Genomic DNA, 16,259 nt, shown 5'->3' with positions numbered 1-16,259 from the left:
ACCGTCATACGCTCCCTCATTCAAATCCCGGTCGCGGCACCAAATTCATCAACATATTGGCGTAGCCGCCATCGACCATGATCTCCTCGCCGTTGACATAGGACGCGCGGTCGCTGGCGAGAAACAGGATCGCATCGGCCATGTCCTGCGGCATGCCGACCCGCCGCAACGGCACGACTGCGGCGCGGCGTTCGGTGACGCCGGGTGTATCGTAGAACGCCTGGCTCATCGGCGTGATCACCATGCCGGGACTGACGACATTGCTGCGGATGCCGTGCGGTCCCCACTCGTTGGCGAGCTGCCGCGACAGCATGATCACGCCGGCCTTGCTGACGCTGTAGGCGCCGCTCTGCCCTTGCGCATTGCTGCCCGCGATCGAGGCGACGTGAACCAGGCTGCCGCGGCCAAGCGCGCGCATCTGCCGGCCGAACACCTGCGCGCAGAGGAAGTAGCCGGTCAGGTTGACGGAGAGAACGGCGTTCCATTCGGCAAGCAACAAGGTGTCGAGCGCGCCGGGACGCAGCACGGCCGCGGTGTTGACCAGCACGTTGCACGGTGCCAGCGATCTCTCGATCATCGCGGCCGCAGCGGTAACGCTCTCGACATCCGTCGTATCGCAGCACGCGATCACATGATCGGCGCCGAGCTTGACGAGCTCGGCGCGCGTTATCTCAAGGCCACGTTCATCGAGATCGATCGCGGCCACGCGGGCGCCGGCCAGGGCAAAACCGAGGGCAACGGCGCGGCCGATCCCGCCTCCCCCGCCCGTCACCACGCAAACGCGGCCTGACAGGCCGAGCCAATCGGAAGATTCCTGCGAGCTGTTGACCATCGATGCCTCCAATCGAGAGTTCATTCGTCGTTGCGAGCCACCAGGTCGCGCGAATGCGCGCCTGATGACAGGCTCCGCGAAGCAATCCATCGAACCGCAAAGAAGGATGGATTGCTTCGTCACGGAGTTTATCATCGGGCCGGCCGAAGGCCGGACCCGGTGGTTCCTCGCAATGACGGGTTGAGCTACCCCCCAATCCCCGCCGCCACTTGTCCGCGCAGCCGCTCCAGGCTGTGTAGCGTGTTGGCGCAGGCTTCTGCGACCTCGATGCCCTTGATGACGAAATGCTTGCGGAAGAATTCGTGGTGCACGGCGCTTTCATGGAATTGCTGCGGCGTCAGCACCGCCGAGAATACCGGCACTTCGGTCCTGAGCTGCACATCCATCAGCGCCTTGATCACGGTGTCGGCGACGAATTCGTGGCGATAGATGCCGCCGTCGACGACGAGGCCTGCAGCCACGATCGCGGTGTAGCGCCGCGTCTTGGCGAGCAGTTGCGCATGCAGCGGTATCTCGAACGAGCCCGGCACCTCGAACAGATCGACCTGCGCGCGCGTGATATGGCGCGCCTCGATCTCTTCGAGGAAGGCAATGCGGCATTCCTCGACCACGTCGCGGTGCCACGACGACTGCACGAAGGCGATGCGCTGCGGCTTGACGAAACGCGGATGCACCGGCGCCGGCGGACGCTCGGGCACGTCAGGAACGTGATGGGCTTCGGCTGCTTGGGATTGGACTTCAGGCTGTTGCAACATCTGATTCATGGCTTTCCTCTTTCAGGACCAGAATCAGGGCATACGGAACGACACCGGCCCACGCGTAAACGTGCGAGGCCGCCGCAAACCGTTCTCTTTCATCCGGACTGTAACCGTCGGCTTCGGAATCACACCGAATCTGCTGACCCTTCTGCTCTGGCGAGAAGAAGGCGCTCGCGGGCTTGGGCTACGTCACCCTTACCGCCGGTGGGGATTTTCACCCCGCCCTGAGAACATCGGTCGCCCGGAATGGACGACCTGCCTTCAGGATATGACCAAGGCCGGGGCGGCAGCAAGCGTCTTTGGCATGGGGAAACGGCATGTGCCCATGCCGCCGGAACAGGGCATCTGCCCTGCCGGATCGCTGCCTTTACTCAAACCGCGGCAATTGGGATAGGCTTGCCAAGAACTGGGGGACGCTCAACATGAAAATTCTTCGTCGGAATTTCCTCAAGCTGGCTGGCGCACTCATCGCTGCACCTGCCTTGCCGCGACTGGCATCCGCGCTCGATTATCCGACGCGGCCGACGAAGATCGTGGCCGGCTTCGCTGCCGGCGGCGGCGTCGATATCACGGCGCGGCTGATCGGCCAGTGGCTGGCCGACCATCTCAAGCAACCCTTCGTCGTCGAGAACCGAACCGGCGCCGGCGGCAATATCGGCACCGAGGCGGTCGTGAACGCGGCGCCCGACGGCTACACGCTATTGCTGGCGACGGTGCCGAATGCGGTCAACGCCTCGCTCTACGAAAAGCTCAGTTTCAATTTCGTCCGCGACATTGCGCCGGTCGCCGGCGTCATTCGTGTGCCGATGGTGGTGCTGGTGCACCCTGCGGTGCCAGCGCAGACCTTGGCCGAATTCATCGCTTACGCCAAAGCCAACCCCGGAAAGATCAACATGGCCTCCGCCGGCAGCGGCAGCGCGCCGCATATGGCGGGCGAGTTGTTCAAGATGATGACCGGCGTCGACATGGTCCACGTCCCCTATCGCGGCCAGGGCCCGGCGCTGAGCGATCTGATCGGCGGCCAGGTGCAGATCCTGTTTGCGGCCGCGCCCGGTACCGCCGATCACATCAAGACCGGCAAGCTGCGCGCGCTCGCGGTGACGACGGCCACGCGCATGGCGGAGCTGCCGGAGGTTCCGACCGTAGGCGATGTCGTGGCAGGCTATGAAGCCAGCCAGTGGTACGGCTTCGCGGCGCCGAAGAACACGCCGGCCGAGATCGTCGACAAGCTCAACAAGGAGATCAACGCGGCGATCGCCGATCCCGGCATGAAGGCCCGGCTTGCCGCGATCGGCGGCGCGCCGATGCCGGGCTCGCCTGCCGATTTCGGCAGGCTGATCGCAGACGAGACCGAGAAATGGGGCAAGGTGGTCCGCGCAGGCGGTCTCAAGCCGGAGTGAGACGGCGATTTGCGAACGGTCCGGGACGCACCGATGCACGGCGAAACTTTCACGAATCCTTAAAGCCGGCATCCTAGAGGTGTCTATCGTGCCCAACTCCAGATCGCCCGGGCGACGCAAATGGAACAAGCGTGACACACGCCGCTGACGTTGCCGGCACGGATGCAGCAAGGCCCGCGGACCGGGCCCGGCGAACGCCAATCCTTCAGACCAATGTCCTGGTGCCGATGGCGATCGCGCTCGGCTCGTTGCTGGCCGGCGCGATCTACACCTGGTTTGCCGGCGAGGACGTCAACTGGGATTGGCAAAATTACCACGAGTACAATGTCTGGGCCGTCATCAACGGCCGCTACGGCATCGATGCCTTGCCGGCCGGCTTTCAGACCTACTTCAATCCGACCGTCTATTTCCCGCTTTACTATCTGCGCCATCTGCTGCCGGCACCCTACGGCCTGATGATCATCGGCGCGGTACACGGCCTCAATCTGCTGCTGATCTATTTTCTCGTCCGCGTCCTGCTGCGGGAAGCGGCGACGGCAAGCGCGATCGGGGCAGCGGTCCTGATTGCGGCCGTCGGACCGATGACGCTTTCGGAAGTGGGCACGAGCTTCTCCGACATCCTCACCGCGCTTCCGATCGTTGCAGGCTGTATCCTGATCCTGTCGGCAAATCGATCGCATCACGGGCGCTACGTCCTCGCCGGGCTGTTGATCGGCGCGGCCGTCGGGCTGAAGCTGACCAACGTCGTCTATGCGCTCGGAGCGGCTGCAGCCGTGCTGGTTGCGGCCCGGCCGCTGCTGGCAACGCTCTGTCTCGGAGTTGGCGGGCTGATCGGCGCGCTGGCGACCGGCGGCGCCTGGGGGCTGATGCTCTGGCGCGAGATGGGCAATCCGATTTTCCCGCTCTTCAATGCCGTGTTCCAGTCCAAAGAACTGGTCCCGATGAACATCATGGACTGGCAGTTCATGCCGCGCGGCCTGCTGGACGCGCTGGCCTATCCATTCTACTGGCTGGCCGGCGACAACAGGAGCTCGGAATATCCGTTCCGCGATGCGCGATTTGCGGTCGCGACGCTGCTCCTCGTGTTCGGTATCGGAAGATCTCTCGTCACCCGCGTTACGATCTTCACGCAACGCGACATCCAATTCCTGCTGTTCTTCATCGTCTCCTATGCGACATGGCTCGCCGTGTTTTCGATTCAGCGCTACGCCATCGTGCTGGAGCTCTTGTGCGCGCCGCTGATCATCCTGTTGATTTCCCGCACTCTGGCTGTGCCGTTCGGAGCAAATACGCAGGGCGCATCGTCGCTGCGCGTCGATTCGGTGATTGTCACGACAGCCCTGTTGATCGCATTGTGGTCGCAACCGGGTGACTGGTTCCGCCGGCCCTGGTCCAATCCATTCAACCCCGCGATTCCCGAGCAGCTTCACCAGCCTGCAAACTATCTCATCATCGACAAGCCGCTGGCCTATGTCGCCCCACTGCTGCCATCGCAGTCGCGGTTCTACCAGATCGCCGACATCGCCTTGCCCATCGTGCCCGATGGCAGGTTCGACCGCCGCATTCGTGCCGGGCTGAAATCACCAATGCCGGGCGGCATATGGGAATTGCACATGCGCGGCAAGCCGATCCGCGAACAGTTGCTGGAGCGGTATGGTCTGCGCGTGGATCGTTCCAGGCCCTGCGTCGAAATCGAGGGCGCGCAGCTCGGGACTGCGATCGAGGCGTGTCCATTGGCAGCGCGCGAGTAGGCCGTGCCCTCTTGGAGCACCGGCGAACGCGAAGAGGCCTTCTTAACCGTCCGTTAACCATTGTGGCGGCAAGATTCCTTAGTTCCGGAATCCGATTCCGGTTTGTTCTCAAATTTGCATTTGTAGCCCCGAACACCTGTGGACGACGCCGGTTTGGCCTGTGGACGGACTCAGGGGTGAGTTGCGCGGATTCCGCAAATCACATCACTTGAACTCGGCAGGCCCCGGGATGATCCGCGAACGGGGGATTGCAGTCGGCGCAGCCGCATCGGTTCAACGCGCGCCGTGCTCCGCGTGCGTATCAGAAGAATTCAAGAAACAGGGTCGAGACGGCATGTCCCTCCTCGAAAGCATTATTGATTCCCGGAACAACCCGCTCGCGGCCGTCGAGGACATCGCCGCCGAAAACAACTGGGCGTTCGAGCGCTCCGGCGAAGACGAAGTCACGATCGTCTCCAAGGGGAACTGGACCGACTACCAGCTCTCCTTCACCTGGATGGCGGAGATCGAGGCGCTGCACCTGGCCTCCGCCTTCGACATGAAGATTCCCCCCGCACGCCGCGCGGAAGTGCAGCGGCTGATCGCGGCGATCAACGAACAATTATGGGTCGGCCATTTCGACATCTGGACCCACACCGGCATGATCATGTACCGGCAAGCGCTGCTGCTGCCGGGTGGGCTGACCGCCTCCACCGCGCAATGCGAGGTCATGCTGGCCGGCGCCATCCACGCCTGCGAGCGCTACTACCCCGCGTTCCAGTTCGTGGTCTGGGCGGGAAAGAGCGCGGAGGAGGCGATGACCGCGGCGATGTTCGATACCGAGGGTGAGGCGTAGGCCCCGCCGCTTCCACACGCACAGTGTCGTCCCTGCGAAAAGCAGGGACCCCATACTCCGTGACCGCCAGGCTCAAGCAAACTGCTTGTGGCCCCTTCCGAGCTTTACTAAAACCGCCGGTGTTTATGGGTCCCTGCCTTCGCAGGGACGACGGCAGAATTCATGGTGACACCGTGAATACCAACACACTCCAAAATCTCCGCGGCACCATTGCGCTGGCCGGCGCGGGCAAGATGGGCGGCGCGATGCTGACCGGCTGGCTGGCCGGCGGGCTCGACGGAAGCCGCGTGATCGTGATCGAGCCGCAACCATCCGCTGAGATCGGCGCGCTGGTGGCGCAAGGCATCCGCCTCAATCCGAAGGAGGCGGTTACAGTCGATACGCTGGTGATGGCGGTGAAGCCACAGACGTTCCGCGAAGCGGGGCCGGCGCTGAAGTCCTTCGTCGGAGCGAACACGCTCGTCGTCTCGATCATGGCGGGCACGACGATTGCGGCGCTTGAAGAAGTCTGCGGCGGCATAGTGGTACGCGCGATGCCGAACACGCCGGCCGCGATCGGCCGCGGCATCACGGTTGCGGTAGCGGCGAAAAATGTCAGCGCCGCGCAACGCGCCACGGCCGACGCGCTGCTGCGCGCCACCGGCTCGGTCGAATGGGTCGAGGACGAAAGCCTGATGGATGCGGTGACCGCCGTGTCCGGCTCCGGCCCGGCCTACGTGTTCCTGCTCGCCGAAGAGCTCGCGCGCGCCGGCGTCGAGGCCGGCCTGCCGGCGGAGCTTGCAACGAAGCTCGCGCGCGAAACCGTCGCCGGCTCCGGCGAATTGCTGCATCGCTCGGAACTTGCTTCGGCCACGCTGCGCCAGAACGTCACCTCGCCCGGCGGCACCACGGCGGCAGCGCTGGAAGTGCTGATGGCCAAGGACGGCCTGCAGCCACTGATGATCCGCGCGATCGCCGCGGCAACGAAGCGCTCGAAGGAATTGGCGAAGTAGCGGAATCGTAGGGTGGGCAAAGCGCCAGCGTGCCCACCATTGCGAGCACGGTGCCAGATGGTGGGCACGGCGCAAGCGCGCCTTTGCCCACCCTACGGTTCAGCGCTTTCAGCTACTTCCCTGCAAGTCTCTTTGTAAACGTCTCCGCATTGACGAGCCCGCGGGCGTGGTGGCCGTCGCCTATTCTGCGCTCGCCTTCGAAGGCTTCCACCTCGAAGCGGATCACGCGGCGCTCGACGGCTACGACGTTTGCCGTGACGCGCACCGTCGCGCCGACCAGCGCGGCGCCGAGATGGCGGATATCGACCTCGGTGCCAACCGTGATCCAGCCCGGCTGAAGATGGCTGCGGATGGCGTCGCTCGAGGTCATCTCCATTTCCAGGATCATCATCGGCGTCGCGTAGACCATCGGCATATCAGGCACGAAATGTCCGACCGTGCGCTCGGGCGGCACGACCAGCGTCCGCTCGGCGCACATGCCGATCTTGATGAAGTCGCGTGCGTCCATGGATGCTTCCGCAAAACCGCTGTCGTCCCGGCCTTGAGCCGGGACCCATAACCACACATGTCCATTGTTGGAGCAACCTGAAGCCGCAGCTCGGCGCAGCAACTGACTTCGGTGGTTATGGGTTCCTGCGTTCGCAGGGACGACGGGAGAGCTACTTCTTCGCCGCTGCAGCGCGCTCCACAAAAGTCTTGCCGCCCTTCATCTTGTGGGTGAGCGGCGCCTCGTTGATCTGGATCACGACAGCTTCCGCATCGACGCCAAGATTCTTCACCAGTGCCTGGGTGATGTCGCGCATCATGCCGACTTTCTGTTCTTCGGTGCGGCCGGCGGCCATGCTGATGGTGATCTCAGGCATTGGTAGTGCTCCCTTTGTTTTGCTTACTCGCCAAACCGTAAGTGCCGGGCTTGAGACCCGGCAATCCATCATTTTGAAGATGGATACGCGGGTCAAGCCCGCGTATGACAAAATCAGTTACCCCATTTCACATCATGGCGCGCCAGCACCTCGCGCACGGCATCCACAAGCTTGCCTTGGTCGACCTCGTACTGAGCCTCGGCCTGTTTCTTCAAATACTCTTCGCGATCCTTGATCTCGGTAAGCCCCGCACCAAGGATGAGATCCTTGATCTGGATCTTGCCATTCGCCCTTTCGTCCGACCCTTGGACGATCGCGCAGGGCGCGTTTCGCCTATCGGCATATTTCATTTGCTGGCCAATGCTGTGTTTTGGATTTCCGAGATACAGCTCTGCGCGGATATTCGCGTTGCGAAGAGCAGCGACCATCTTTTGATAGTCAGCAATTTCTCCGCCGAACACCGTGACGACCACCGGGCCAAATGCTGGCTTGGTGTTGAGCTTGCCGAGCATCGTCAGCGCGGCCTGCAGGCGCGACACGCCGATGGAAAATCCCGTTGCCGGCACCGGCTCGCCGCGGAAGCGCGAGACGAGGCCGTCATAGCGGCCACCGCCGCCGACCGAGCCGAAGCGGACGGGGCGGCCTTTTTCGTCTTTGGTGTCGAGCAAGAGTTCTACTTCGTAAACCGCACCTGTGTAGTATTCGAGTCCGCGTACCACCGTGGGGTCAATGCGAATGCGGTCTGAATTATAGCCGGCCGATCTTACAAGCGGCTCAAATTGTTCGATCAGTTCATTCAAAGCGTCGTCGTAGTCCAAGTGTCCCAAACCTCCATGCGGGTCCGGCACACCTCCCGTTTCCATTGTGTTTTGGTCTAAAATTTCCTTTAGGCGCGCTAGGCTGGGCGCTGTCACAACTGACATAACAACGCTGATGTCCTTCGGAGAAAGCCCTGCCCCTTTGGTGAAGTCGCCGCTCTCGTCCTTGCGACCTTCACCCAGAAGTTCATGCACACCTTCAGGGCCCAGCCGATCAAGCTTGTCGATTGCCCGCAGCACAGTAAGTCTGCGGCCAGCATTATCGGAACCAAGAAGACCAATTGACTCGAGCAATCCGTCAAGAATTTTGCGGTTATTCACCTTCACGACATAGCTGCCGCGCGGAATGCCCAGCGCTTCCATCGTGTCCGCAGCCATCATGCACATCTCGGCGTCCGCCGCCGGCGAGGCCGAGCCCACAGTATCGGCATCGAACTGCATGAACTGGCGAAAGCGGCCGGGGCCTGGCTTCTCGTTGCGATAGACGTAGCCCGCGCGGTAGCTGCGATAGGGTTTGGGCAGCGCGTCGAAATTCTCGGCTACATAGCGCGCCAGCGGCGCGGTCAGGTCGTAGCGCAGCGAAATCCACTGCTCGTCGTCGTCCTGGAACGAGAACACGCCCTCGTTCGGCCGGTCCTGGTCGGGCAGGAATTTGCCGAGCGCATCGGTGAACTCCATCGCCGGCGTTTCCACCGGTTCAAAACCGTAGCGCTCGTAGACCTCGCGGATCTTCTCGACCATCTGGCGCGTGGCCGCAATCGCGGCCGGGCCACGGTCTTCGAGCCCGCGCGGCAGCCGCGCCTTCAGTTTCTGCGGTTTTTTGGGTTTTTCAGCCATGGCGGCTAGGTACCAGCCGAGGCGCGGCAGGGCAACCAGGGCTTTCTTCCCTTCTCCCCTCGTGGGAGAACGTGGCGCGAAGCGCCGGATGAGGGGTATCCCTCCGCGTCCAACAGTGGCCGAGCGGAGAGATCACCCCACCCCGTCTCACATTTCGCTGCGCTCAATGTGAGCCGACCCTCCCCCTCCAGGGCAGGGCTATCGCATGTGGCCGAGGAGTTCGAAGAGGAAGGCATCGTTCCATCCGGCGCGCTTGAGCTTACCGCGCAAGGAGACCGATGTATCTGGATGGGCCCTGGCGACGTTGAGGGCCGTGCGCCTGAGTACGGCCAGATTGACCGGTCCGTTGTCCTTGCGATTGCGGGCAAGGTCCTCGTCGAGGGTAACGTCGAGCGGCCAGTGAAGGCCGTTTTCGATGGACCAATGGGCGCGGACGATGCGCAAAACTTCTTTTCGGCTGTAGAGACGGCTCATCAGGAAGTAGCGCTCGACCGTGTCGTCCTGGCCACGCTTGCTGGTGATGCGAGCGACAGCTTTGAGGCCGGGGAAGTTGTGTTTCTTGGCCATGCCGGGAACCGGCGCAACCAGCGCGACGCGCTTCTCGTTGCGCCCGTGCTGCGCATCGGTAGTGGTGAGCGATGTCTTGCCCGCGCGTTTGACGGCGCGGATTGCGGCTTTGGCATCCTCCAACAGAGCAGGCTGGTTTGCCTTCACCGCCAGCACATAGTCGCCGCCCCGCTCCACGATCTGCTTGGCCATCGCACGGTGGCAATGCAGGGCGTCGGCCGTGACCACGCAGCCCTTGAGCTGCAGAAGTTCAAGCAACTGCAAGGCGCCATCGGCTTCGTTGTTGTTCGGTGCCAGCACGTTGGCGAGCGCCATGCGCGTCTGCTCCGCCCAGGCCGTTACCATGACCGGCGGCATGTGGCTCTTGCCGCGCTCATAGCCGCGCCGCAAGGCTTTGCCGTCGAGCGCAATCACCCCGCGCGGCCGCTTGATCTTCGCACCTTGAGCAAAGGCCTTCATGAACTTCTGAAACGCGGTTTCAAATGCCTTCGGATCGAGCATCCGGAACACCCGACTGAAGGTGTCGTGGCTCGGCAGGCCGTGCTCGAGCACCAGCACATCCCGCCAAAGATAGGCCTTCATCCGGGCAAACAGCGCCATGTCGGTGCAACTCGTTGCCCCACACAATGTCGCCATCAGCGCGATGAACAAGATCTCCGTCAGGTCATGCAGCGCGTTGTCGGCCCGCGGGTCCGGGAGATCGTCAAAGCACTCGGCAAATCGATTCATGGGCCGCTCCATCCGAATCTGGAGCAACCTTCAGAATCATTTTCTTCTCACTTTGCAACAGGTTGCAATATCCAACATGCGATTCCCCCGCCCTCCAGGGGAGGGTAAAAAGAGATCCACCGAGGGACGAAGCTCTGCCTCACGCCGCCGCGGCCTTGCCCTTGGGCTGCACTTCGGCGCTGTAGTCCGCCATCAACTGCTCGGAGATCTTGCCGGGCGTGAACTTCCACTGCGCGATCTCGGAGACCGGCGTCACTTCGGCCGCAGTGCCGGTGATGAAGCACTCGGTGAAGCCGTCGAGTTCCTCCGGCATGATGCGGCGCTCGATCACCTCGAGGCCGCGGCGCCGGGCGAGGTCGATCGCGGTGGCGCGGGTGATGCCGGCGAGGAAGCAGTCGGCGATCGGCGTGTGGATCTTGCCGTCCTTGACGAAGAAGATGTTGGCGCCGGTGCATTCGGCGACGCGGCCCTGCCAGTCCAGCATCAAGGCGTCGGCATAGCCGGCGCGCTCCGCCTTGTGCTTACTGATGGTGCAGATCATGTAGAGACCGGACGCCTTGGCCATCGCCGGGATCGTCGCCGGATCGGGCCGCCGGTATTCGGCCATGCACATCCGGATGCCCTTCAGCTTCTCGGCCGGATCGAAATAGCTCGGCCAAGCCCAGGCAGCGATGGCGAGATGGATGGAGTTGGCCGGCGCCGAAACACCCATCATCTCCGAACCGCGCCAGGCGATCGGGCGCAGATAGGCATCGGGCAGATTGTTCTTGTCGATGACCAATTGCTTGGCGGCGTCGATTTCGGCCACCGAATAGGGAATCTCGAAATCCAGAATGTTGGCCGAGGCCTTCAGCCGCTCGGAATGCTCGGTGCTCTTGAAGACCTTGCCGCCATAGGCTCGCTCGCCCTCGAACACGCAGCTCGCATAGTGCAGGCCATGGGTCAGGATGTGAACATTCGCATCAGCCCACGGCACCAGCCTGCCATCGTACCAGATGACGCCATCGATCTTGTCGAACGAAACTCCCATGGTCGCCTCCCGGATTGGCGCTGTTTCAATGAGCCGCGCGTCAGCCTCGCGCGACTCGACGAGGCGCGCGCTACCGAGCGCTTGGAGTGATCTATCGTTTAAGCGGCGGCGTAATTCCGCCGCCGGTCACAGGACTTTTCTGATCCAGTCGTGCGGGTCCGCCGCGCGACCGTACTGAATATCGACGAGCTTCTTGCGCAGCCCCATGGCGACAGGGCCAGCCACGCCGCCGCTGATCTGAAAATCGCCGCTCGCCGAACACACCTTGCCGATCGGCGAGATGACGGCCGCGGTGCCGCAGGCGAACGCCTCTTTCAGCTTTCCGCTGGCGGCATCGGCGCGCCACTGGTCGATGGTGTAGGCCTCCTCGCGCACGCGGGTACCGGAATCCTTCGCCAGCGCGATGATCGAATCGCGGGTGATGCCCGGCAGGATCGTGCCGAGCGGCGGTGTCGAGAGCGAGCCGTCGTTGAACACGAAGAAGACGTTCATGCCGCCAAGTTCCTCGATGTAGCGGCGTTCGATCGCGTCGAGGAAAACGACCTGATCGCAGCCGCGCTCGATAGCCTCGGCCTGCGCGCGCAGGCTCGCGGCATAATTGCCGCCGCATTTGACGGCCCCGGTGCCGCCGATCGCGGCACGCGTATAATTCTCCGACACCCAGATCGACACCGGCGCAGGTCCGCCCTTGAAATAGGAGCCGACCGGCGAGGCGATGACGGCGAAGATGTATTCCGCTGATGGCTTCACGCCGAGGAATATCTCGCTCGCGATCATGAAGGGCCGCAAATAGAGACTGCCCTCGCCGCCAGGTATCCAGGCGCTATCGATGCGCACAAGCTGTTCGACCGCTTCGATGAAGATAGCTTCGGGCAGCGGCGCCATGGCCATGCGCTCAGCCGAACTGTTAAAGCGCCTCGCGTTGGCGTCGGGGCGGAACAGGTTCACGCCGTTGTCGCGCTTGTAGGCCTTGAGGCCTTCGAAAATCTCCTGGGCGTAGTGCAGGACGGCCGTGGCCGGATCGAGCGGAAAATTCGCGCGGGATTCGACACGCGCGTCATGCCAGCCGTTCGCCTGATCGTAACGGACGATGGCCATGTGATCGGTGAAAATCCGGCCGAAGCCCGGGTCCACGAGCTTGGCCGCGCGCTCCCTCTCAGGAGTTGGATTCGCCGCAGGCCGGATTTCGAATTTCAAACTCATTCCCCTTCGCCCTTGCTTCCCGCTATTGGAATTCGGCGCCCATATTGTTGGCGCCGGCATGCGTCTTCCGGGCCTTCACAGGTCTGGACTTCACCATCACCGGCCTTGCGGCCGGCTTCCGTCGCCGTCATGTCGGTCGAGGACATGCTTTTGCGGGATGCCGAAGTCCAGTATGTTTGCCGAAATGCCGCTCGACAATCGCACGGTAATCCATTTGCGGCCGTTGCCGCCATTGCTGGCTTTTTCCGGCTGCCTGACACGTCACCAGGTTCGAAACGACCTAAAGTTTCGTCGTGGCTGGCAGTTTTGTAACATTGAACCCAAGATATGTCAACATGACTGACATAAATTTCTCAAAGGGCTCCGTAGCCTCCGATTCGCAGGAGGCCGCCAGCCCTGCCCCGCGGGCTGGCGAATTTCGCTGGGACATTATCGAACTGCTGTTCTTCGCCTATCGCGACTTCGTCGGCGACGCCGACCATGAGCTCGAGGCTTTCGGGTTCGGCCGCGCCCATCACCGCGTGATGCATTTCGTCTACCGCTACCCCGGCCTCAAGGTCGCCGACCTCCTGGACGTGTTGCGGATCACCAAGCAGTCGCTTGGCCGGGTGCTCAAGCAGTTGCTCGACGAAGGCTACATTATCCAGAAGACCGGCAATAACGACCGCCGGCAGCGCCTTCTTTACGCCACCCCGAAGGGCGAAGCCTTGGTGGCAAAGCTCGCAGGGCTGCAGACCGATCGCATCACCCGCGCGCTCCGGGACATCAATCCCGAAGGCGTCGCTGCGATCAGCGAGTTCCTGCGCGCGATGATCGATCGCGACGACCCCGACAAGGTGTTGGAGGCGATCTTCGGGATCGGCAGCAAGAAGCCAAGGGAGTGACCGTGCCGCAAGGAGCAACCATCGCTGCAGCCACCACGCGCGCGCCGCGGCAACTGGCTGATGACGCGCCGCACCTGCTCTTGGTCGACGACGACCGCCGTATCCGCGATCTGTTGTCGCGGTTTCTGACCGGCGAGGGCTACCGCGTCACCACCGCCTCGAGCGCGAGCGATGCGCGCGCAAAACTGCTCGGCCTGCATTTCGACCTCCTGATCCTCGACGTCATGATGCCCGGCGAAACCGGGTTCGAGCTGGCGCGGTTCATTCGCACCTCCTCCTCGGTGCCGATCATCATGCTGACGGCGCGCCACGAGGCGGAGGCGCGGATCGAGGGCCTGCAGATCGGCGCCGACGATTATGTGGCGAAGCCATTCGAGCCGCGCGAGCTGATCTTAAGGATCGGCAATATCCTCAAGCGCTCCGCGCCGCCGCCGGTGGAGGCGCTGGAGCAGATCGCGTTCGGCCCTTACATTTTCCATCTCGATCGTGGCGAACTGCGCCAGGGCGAGGAGATCATTCACCTGACCGACCGCGAGCGCGAAATGCTCCGCATCCTGGCCGCCAGTCCCGGCGAAACGGTGCCGCGTGGGGCGCTGACCGGCGGCGGCACGGTGAACGAGCGCGCGGTCGACGTGCAGATCAACCGGCTGCGGCGCAAGATCGAGCGCGATCCCGCCAATCCGCTGTTCCTGCAGGCGGCGCGCGGCATCGGCTATCGCCTGGTTGCGTCGCCCTGAGCCAGCTCATGAGCACGCTCGACACCGGCCTGACGTTCATCCGCAACGCGTCGCAACGCGTCTCCAGGGCCAATGGCTGGATGGGCAATGCGTTCAAGAGCTGGATGCCGACCGGCCTCTACGCCCGCGCGCTCCTGATCATGATCGTTCCGATGGTGATCCTGCAAACGGTCGTGGCGTTCGTGTTCATGGAGCGGCACTGGAACACGGTGACGCGACGCCTGTCGGCAGCCGTCGTGCAGGACATCGCCAGCCTGATCGATGTCTACAAATTCTATCCGCAGGACAAGGATCGTGCGCAATTGCGCCGCGTCGGGCAACGATTGCAGCTCGTGGTCGATTTTCTTCCCGTCGGCGACCTGCCGCAGCCCGGGCCAAAACCGTTCTTCTCGCTGCTCGACCAGACCTTGTCGGTGCAGCTCGGTCGACAGATCGGCCGTCCGTTCTGGATCGATACCGTCGGCAAGTCCAATCTGGTTGAAATCCGCATCCAGCTCGACGATGCCGTGATGCGGGTGTTCGCGCAGCGCAGCGCCGCCTATGCCTCCAATTCGGAGATTTTTATCTTCTGGATGCTCGGCACATCCTCGATCCTGCTGATCGTCGCGGTGTTGTTCCTGCGCAACCAGATCAGGCCGATCCTGCGGCTGGCGGAAGCCGCCGAAAGTTTCGGCAAGGGCCGCGAGGTGCCGAATTTCCGTCCGCGCGGCGCGCGGGAGGTGCGGCAAGCGGCACAGGCATTCCTGGAGATGAAGGCCCGCGTCGAACGCTCGATCGATCAGCGCACCGCGATGCTGGCCGGCGTCAGCCACGATTTGCGCACCATCCTGACCCGCTTCAAGCTCGAACTGGCTCTGATCGGCGACAGTCCCGAAGTCGACGGCATGCGCAAGGACGTCGACGAGATGGCCGGCATGCTGGAGGCCTATCTCGCCTTTGCGCGCGGCGACAGCGGCGAGATCGCGCAGCCGACCGACATGGCGATGGCGCTGGAGGAATTGCGCAGCGATGCCGAGCGCCACGGCCATACCGCAACCGTGACGTTCCACGGCCTGCCGGTGGTGACGGTGAAACCGGCCTCGTTCAAGCGCTGCATCGCCAACCTGGTTTCCAATGCGGCGCGCCACGCCAACACGGTCGCGATCACCGGGCACCGCGATCACCGCTATCTGACGGTGACGGTCGACGACGACGGGCCGGGCATTCCGGTCAACATGCGCGAGGAAGTGTTCAAGCCGTTCCTGCGGCTCGACGATGCCCGTAACCAGGACGAGGGCGGCACGGGCCTCGGCCTCGCCATTGCCCGCGACATCGCCCGCTCGCACGGCGGCGACATCACGCTCGGCGACAGTCCGATGGGCGGATTGCGGGCGGCGGTAAGGGTGCCGGTGTAGTTGGGGCGAAGTAGCTCGCTTACTTCTTCGGCATCATGGACTTCAGCTTTTCCATGTCCTTGATGTTCATTTTCATGCCGCCGGGCATCATGGTGTCACCGGGCTTCTGATCGCTCTTGCAGGCGCCAAGCCATTTGGCCTCGATCGTCGTGGTGTTGTCGCGCCCCCCACCAGCCGGGCCACCCTCGCTGCGCGAGGTCGATTTCACGGTATAGGCGGAATTGAAGTCGCCGGTAATCTCGGCATGCGACTTGATCGTCATGCCGGCGATGCCGCAGACGGAATCGGTGACATACCCCGCCGCCGTCTTCTGGATATCCTGCTTCGAGCACATCTCCTTGGCCATCGGCGAGAACGCGGTGCTCATGTCCTTGTCGGTGGTCTCGTCGGTGCATTGCTGCATCGTCATCTCAGGCACCGGCGCGCCCGTGCTCAGCACCTTCATCTCCCATAGGCCGGCCTTGCGCATCGGCAGCTCCACGGCGATAGCGCTGCTCGCCGACAACAGAGCAAGCACACCAACGGCCGAGCAAGACACAAGAAGCAATCGTCTCATAGATAGGCCCCCGCTGAATTCTTCCATGGCATTCGTCTTCGCGCGAAGTGAACACACGCTCCGCGTGGCGAAA

16 protein-coding genes and 1 riboswitch are annotated in these 16,259 nt (G+C 63.0%); of the genes, 7 read left to right on the top strand and 9 right to left on the bottom strand.

Going from position 1 to position 16,259, the window contains the following annotated elements:
* Nucleotides 1-16: 16 nt before the first annotated feature.
* Both V1277_RS20595 and V1277_RS20590 read right to left on the bottom strand, forming a co-directional pair.
* Nucleotides 17-832 (bottom strand): SDR family NAD(P)-dependent oxidoreductase, encoded by an 816-nt coding sequence (locus V1277_RS20595; protein WP_334417862.1) that lies wholly within the window; start codon nucleotides 830-832, stop codon nucleotides 17-19.
* A gap of 185 nt (nucleotides 833-1,017) precedes the next feature.
* Nucleotides 1,018-1,596, bottom strand: coding sequence for a 6,7-dimethyl-8-ribityllumazine synthase (locus tag V1277_RS20590; RefSeq protein WP_334417861.1), 579 nt, complete (start codon nucleotides 1,594-1,596; stop codon nucleotides 1,018-1,020).
* A 77-nt stretch (nucleotides 1,597-1,673) separates the two neighbouring features.
* A riboswitch (FMN riboswitch) is annotated at nucleotides 1,674-1,826 on the bottom strand.
* 186 nt (nucleotides 1,827-2,012) lie between these two features.
* Here V1277_RS20590 and V1277_RS20585 point away from each other — a divergent pair.
* The 4 genes from V1277_RS20585 to proC all read left to right on the top strand — a co-directional run bounded on the left by V1277_RS20585 (nucleotide 2,013) and on the right by proC (nucleotide 6,568).
* On the top strand, nucleotides 2,013-2,990 hold the full coding sequence (locus tag V1277_RS20585) for a Bug family tripartite tricarboxylate transporter substrate binding protein (protein WP_334417860.1): 978 nt from the start codon (nucleotides 2,013-2,015) through the stop codon (nucleotides 2,988-2,990).
* Nucleotides 2,991-3,121: 131 nt separating this feature from the next.
* Nucleotides 3,122-4,741, top strand: a complete 1,620-nt coding sequence (locus V1277_RS20580) for a glycosyltransferase family 87 protein (protein WP_334417859.1) — start codon at nucleotides 3,122-3,124, stop codon at nucleotides 4,739-4,741.
* A gap of 334 nt (nucleotides 4,742-5,075) precedes the next feature.
* Nucleotides 5,076-5,576: a YbjN domain-containing protein gene (locus V1277_RS20575; protein WP_334370175.1), complete on the top strand. Its 501-nt coding sequence runs from the start codon at nucleotides 5,076-5,078 to the stop codon at nucleotides 5,574-5,576.
* A 125-nt stretch (nucleotides 5,577-5,701) separates the two neighbouring features.
* Nucleotides 5,702-6,568, top strand: coding sequence for a pyrroline-5-carboxylate reductase (gene proC / locus V1277_RS20570; protein WP_334417858.1), 867 nt, complete (start codon nucleotides 5,702-5,704; stop codon nucleotides 6,566-6,568).
* 112 nt (nucleotides 6,569-6,680) lie between these two features.
* On the opposite strand, the gene V1277_RS20565 is transcribed toward proC, so the two are convergent.
* The 6 genes from V1277_RS20565 to V1277_RS20540 all read right to left on the bottom strand — a co-directional run bounded on the left by V1277_RS20565 (nucleotide 6,681) and on the right by V1277_RS20540 (nucleotide 12,615).
* Nucleotides 6,681-7,076, bottom strand: coding sequence for a thioesterase family protein (locus tag V1277_RS20565; RefSeq protein ID WP_334417857.1), 396 nt, complete (start codon nucleotides 7,074-7,076; stop codon nucleotides 6,681-6,683).
* Between the two features lie 151 nt (nucleotides 7,077-7,227).
* On the bottom strand, nucleotides 7,228-7,431 hold the full coding sequence (locus V1277_RS20560; protein WP_171710092.1) for a tautomerase family protein: 204 nt from the start codon (nucleotides 7,429-7,431) through the stop codon (nucleotides 7,228-7,230).
* A gap of 113 nt (nucleotides 7,432-7,544) precedes the next feature.
* Nucleotides 7,545-9,086 (bottom strand): histidine--tRNA ligase, encoded by a 1,542-nt coding sequence (hisS, locus tag V1277_RS20555; RefSeq protein ID WP_334417856.1) that lies wholly within the window; start codon nucleotides 9,084-9,086, stop codon nucleotides 7,545-7,547.
* Between the two features lie 198 nt (nucleotides 9,087-9,284).
* Nucleotides 9,285-10,382: an ISAs1 family transposase gene (locus tag V1277_RS20550; protein WP_334416208.1), complete on the bottom strand. Its 1,098-nt coding sequence runs from the start codon at nucleotides 10,380-10,382 to the stop codon at nucleotides 9,285-9,287.
* A gap of 139 nt (nucleotides 10,383-10,521) precedes the next feature.
* Entirely contained in the window at nucleotides 10,522-11,412 is an 891-nt protein-coding gene (locus tag V1277_RS20545) for a branched-chain amino acid aminotransferase (RefSeq protein WP_334417854.1), read from the bottom strand.
* A 126-nt stretch (nucleotides 11,413-11,538) separates the two neighbouring features.
* A complete protein-coding gene (locus V1277_RS20540) occupies nucleotides 11,539-12,615 on the bottom strand; it encodes a branched-chain amino acid aminotransferase (RefSeq protein WP_334417853.1) in 1,077 nt (358 codons plus the stop codon).
* 335 nt (nucleotides 12,616-12,950) lie between these two features.
* Between V1277_RS20540 and V1277_RS20535 the strand changes: the two genes are divergently transcribed.
* The 3 genes from V1277_RS20535 to V1277_RS20525 are packed head-to-tail and all read left to right on the top strand — an operon-like array spanning nucleotide 12,951 to nucleotide 15,630.
* Nucleotides 12,951-13,499 carry a MarR family winged helix-turn-helix transcriptional regulator gene (locus V1277_RS20535; RefSeq protein ID WP_334366777.1) on the top strand — a complete coding sequence of 183 codons (549 nt, stop codon included), beginning with the start codon at nucleotides 12,951-12,953 and terminating at the stop codon, nucleotides 13,497-13,499.
* Nucleotides 13,496-14,236, top strand: coding sequence for a response regulator transcription factor (locus tag V1277_RS20530; RefSeq protein WP_334417851.1), 741 nt, complete (start codon nucleotides 13,496-13,498; stop codon nucleotides 14,234-14,236). The genes V1277_RS20535 and V1277_RS20530 overlap by 4 nt, the downstream gene beginning before the upstream one ends.
* An 8-nt stretch (nucleotides 14,237-14,244) precedes the next feature.
* Nucleotides 14,245-15,630: an ATP-binding protein gene (locus V1277_RS20525; protein WP_334417850.1), complete on the top strand. Its 1,386-nt coding sequence runs from the start codon at nucleotides 14,245-14,247 to the stop codon at nucleotides 15,628-15,630.
* A gap of 19 nt (nucleotides 15,631-15,649) precedes the next feature.
* Here the strand turns inward: V1277_RS20525 and V1277_RS20520 are convergent, their stop codons facing one another.
* Entirely contained in the window at nucleotides 15,650-16,186 is a 537-nt protein-coding gene (locus tag V1277_RS20520) for a DUF3617 domain-containing protein (protein ID WP_334370183.1), read from the bottom strand.
* Nucleotides 16,187-16,259: the final 73 nt, after the last annotated feature.

Source organism: Bradyrhizobium sp. AZCC 1588 (assembly GCF_036924735.1).
Classification (GTDB): domain Bacteria; phylum Pseudomonadota; class Alphaproteobacteria; order Rhizobiales; family Xanthobacteraceae; genus Bradyrhizobium.
This window is presented reverse-complemented; position numbering and strand designations above follow the sequence as displayed.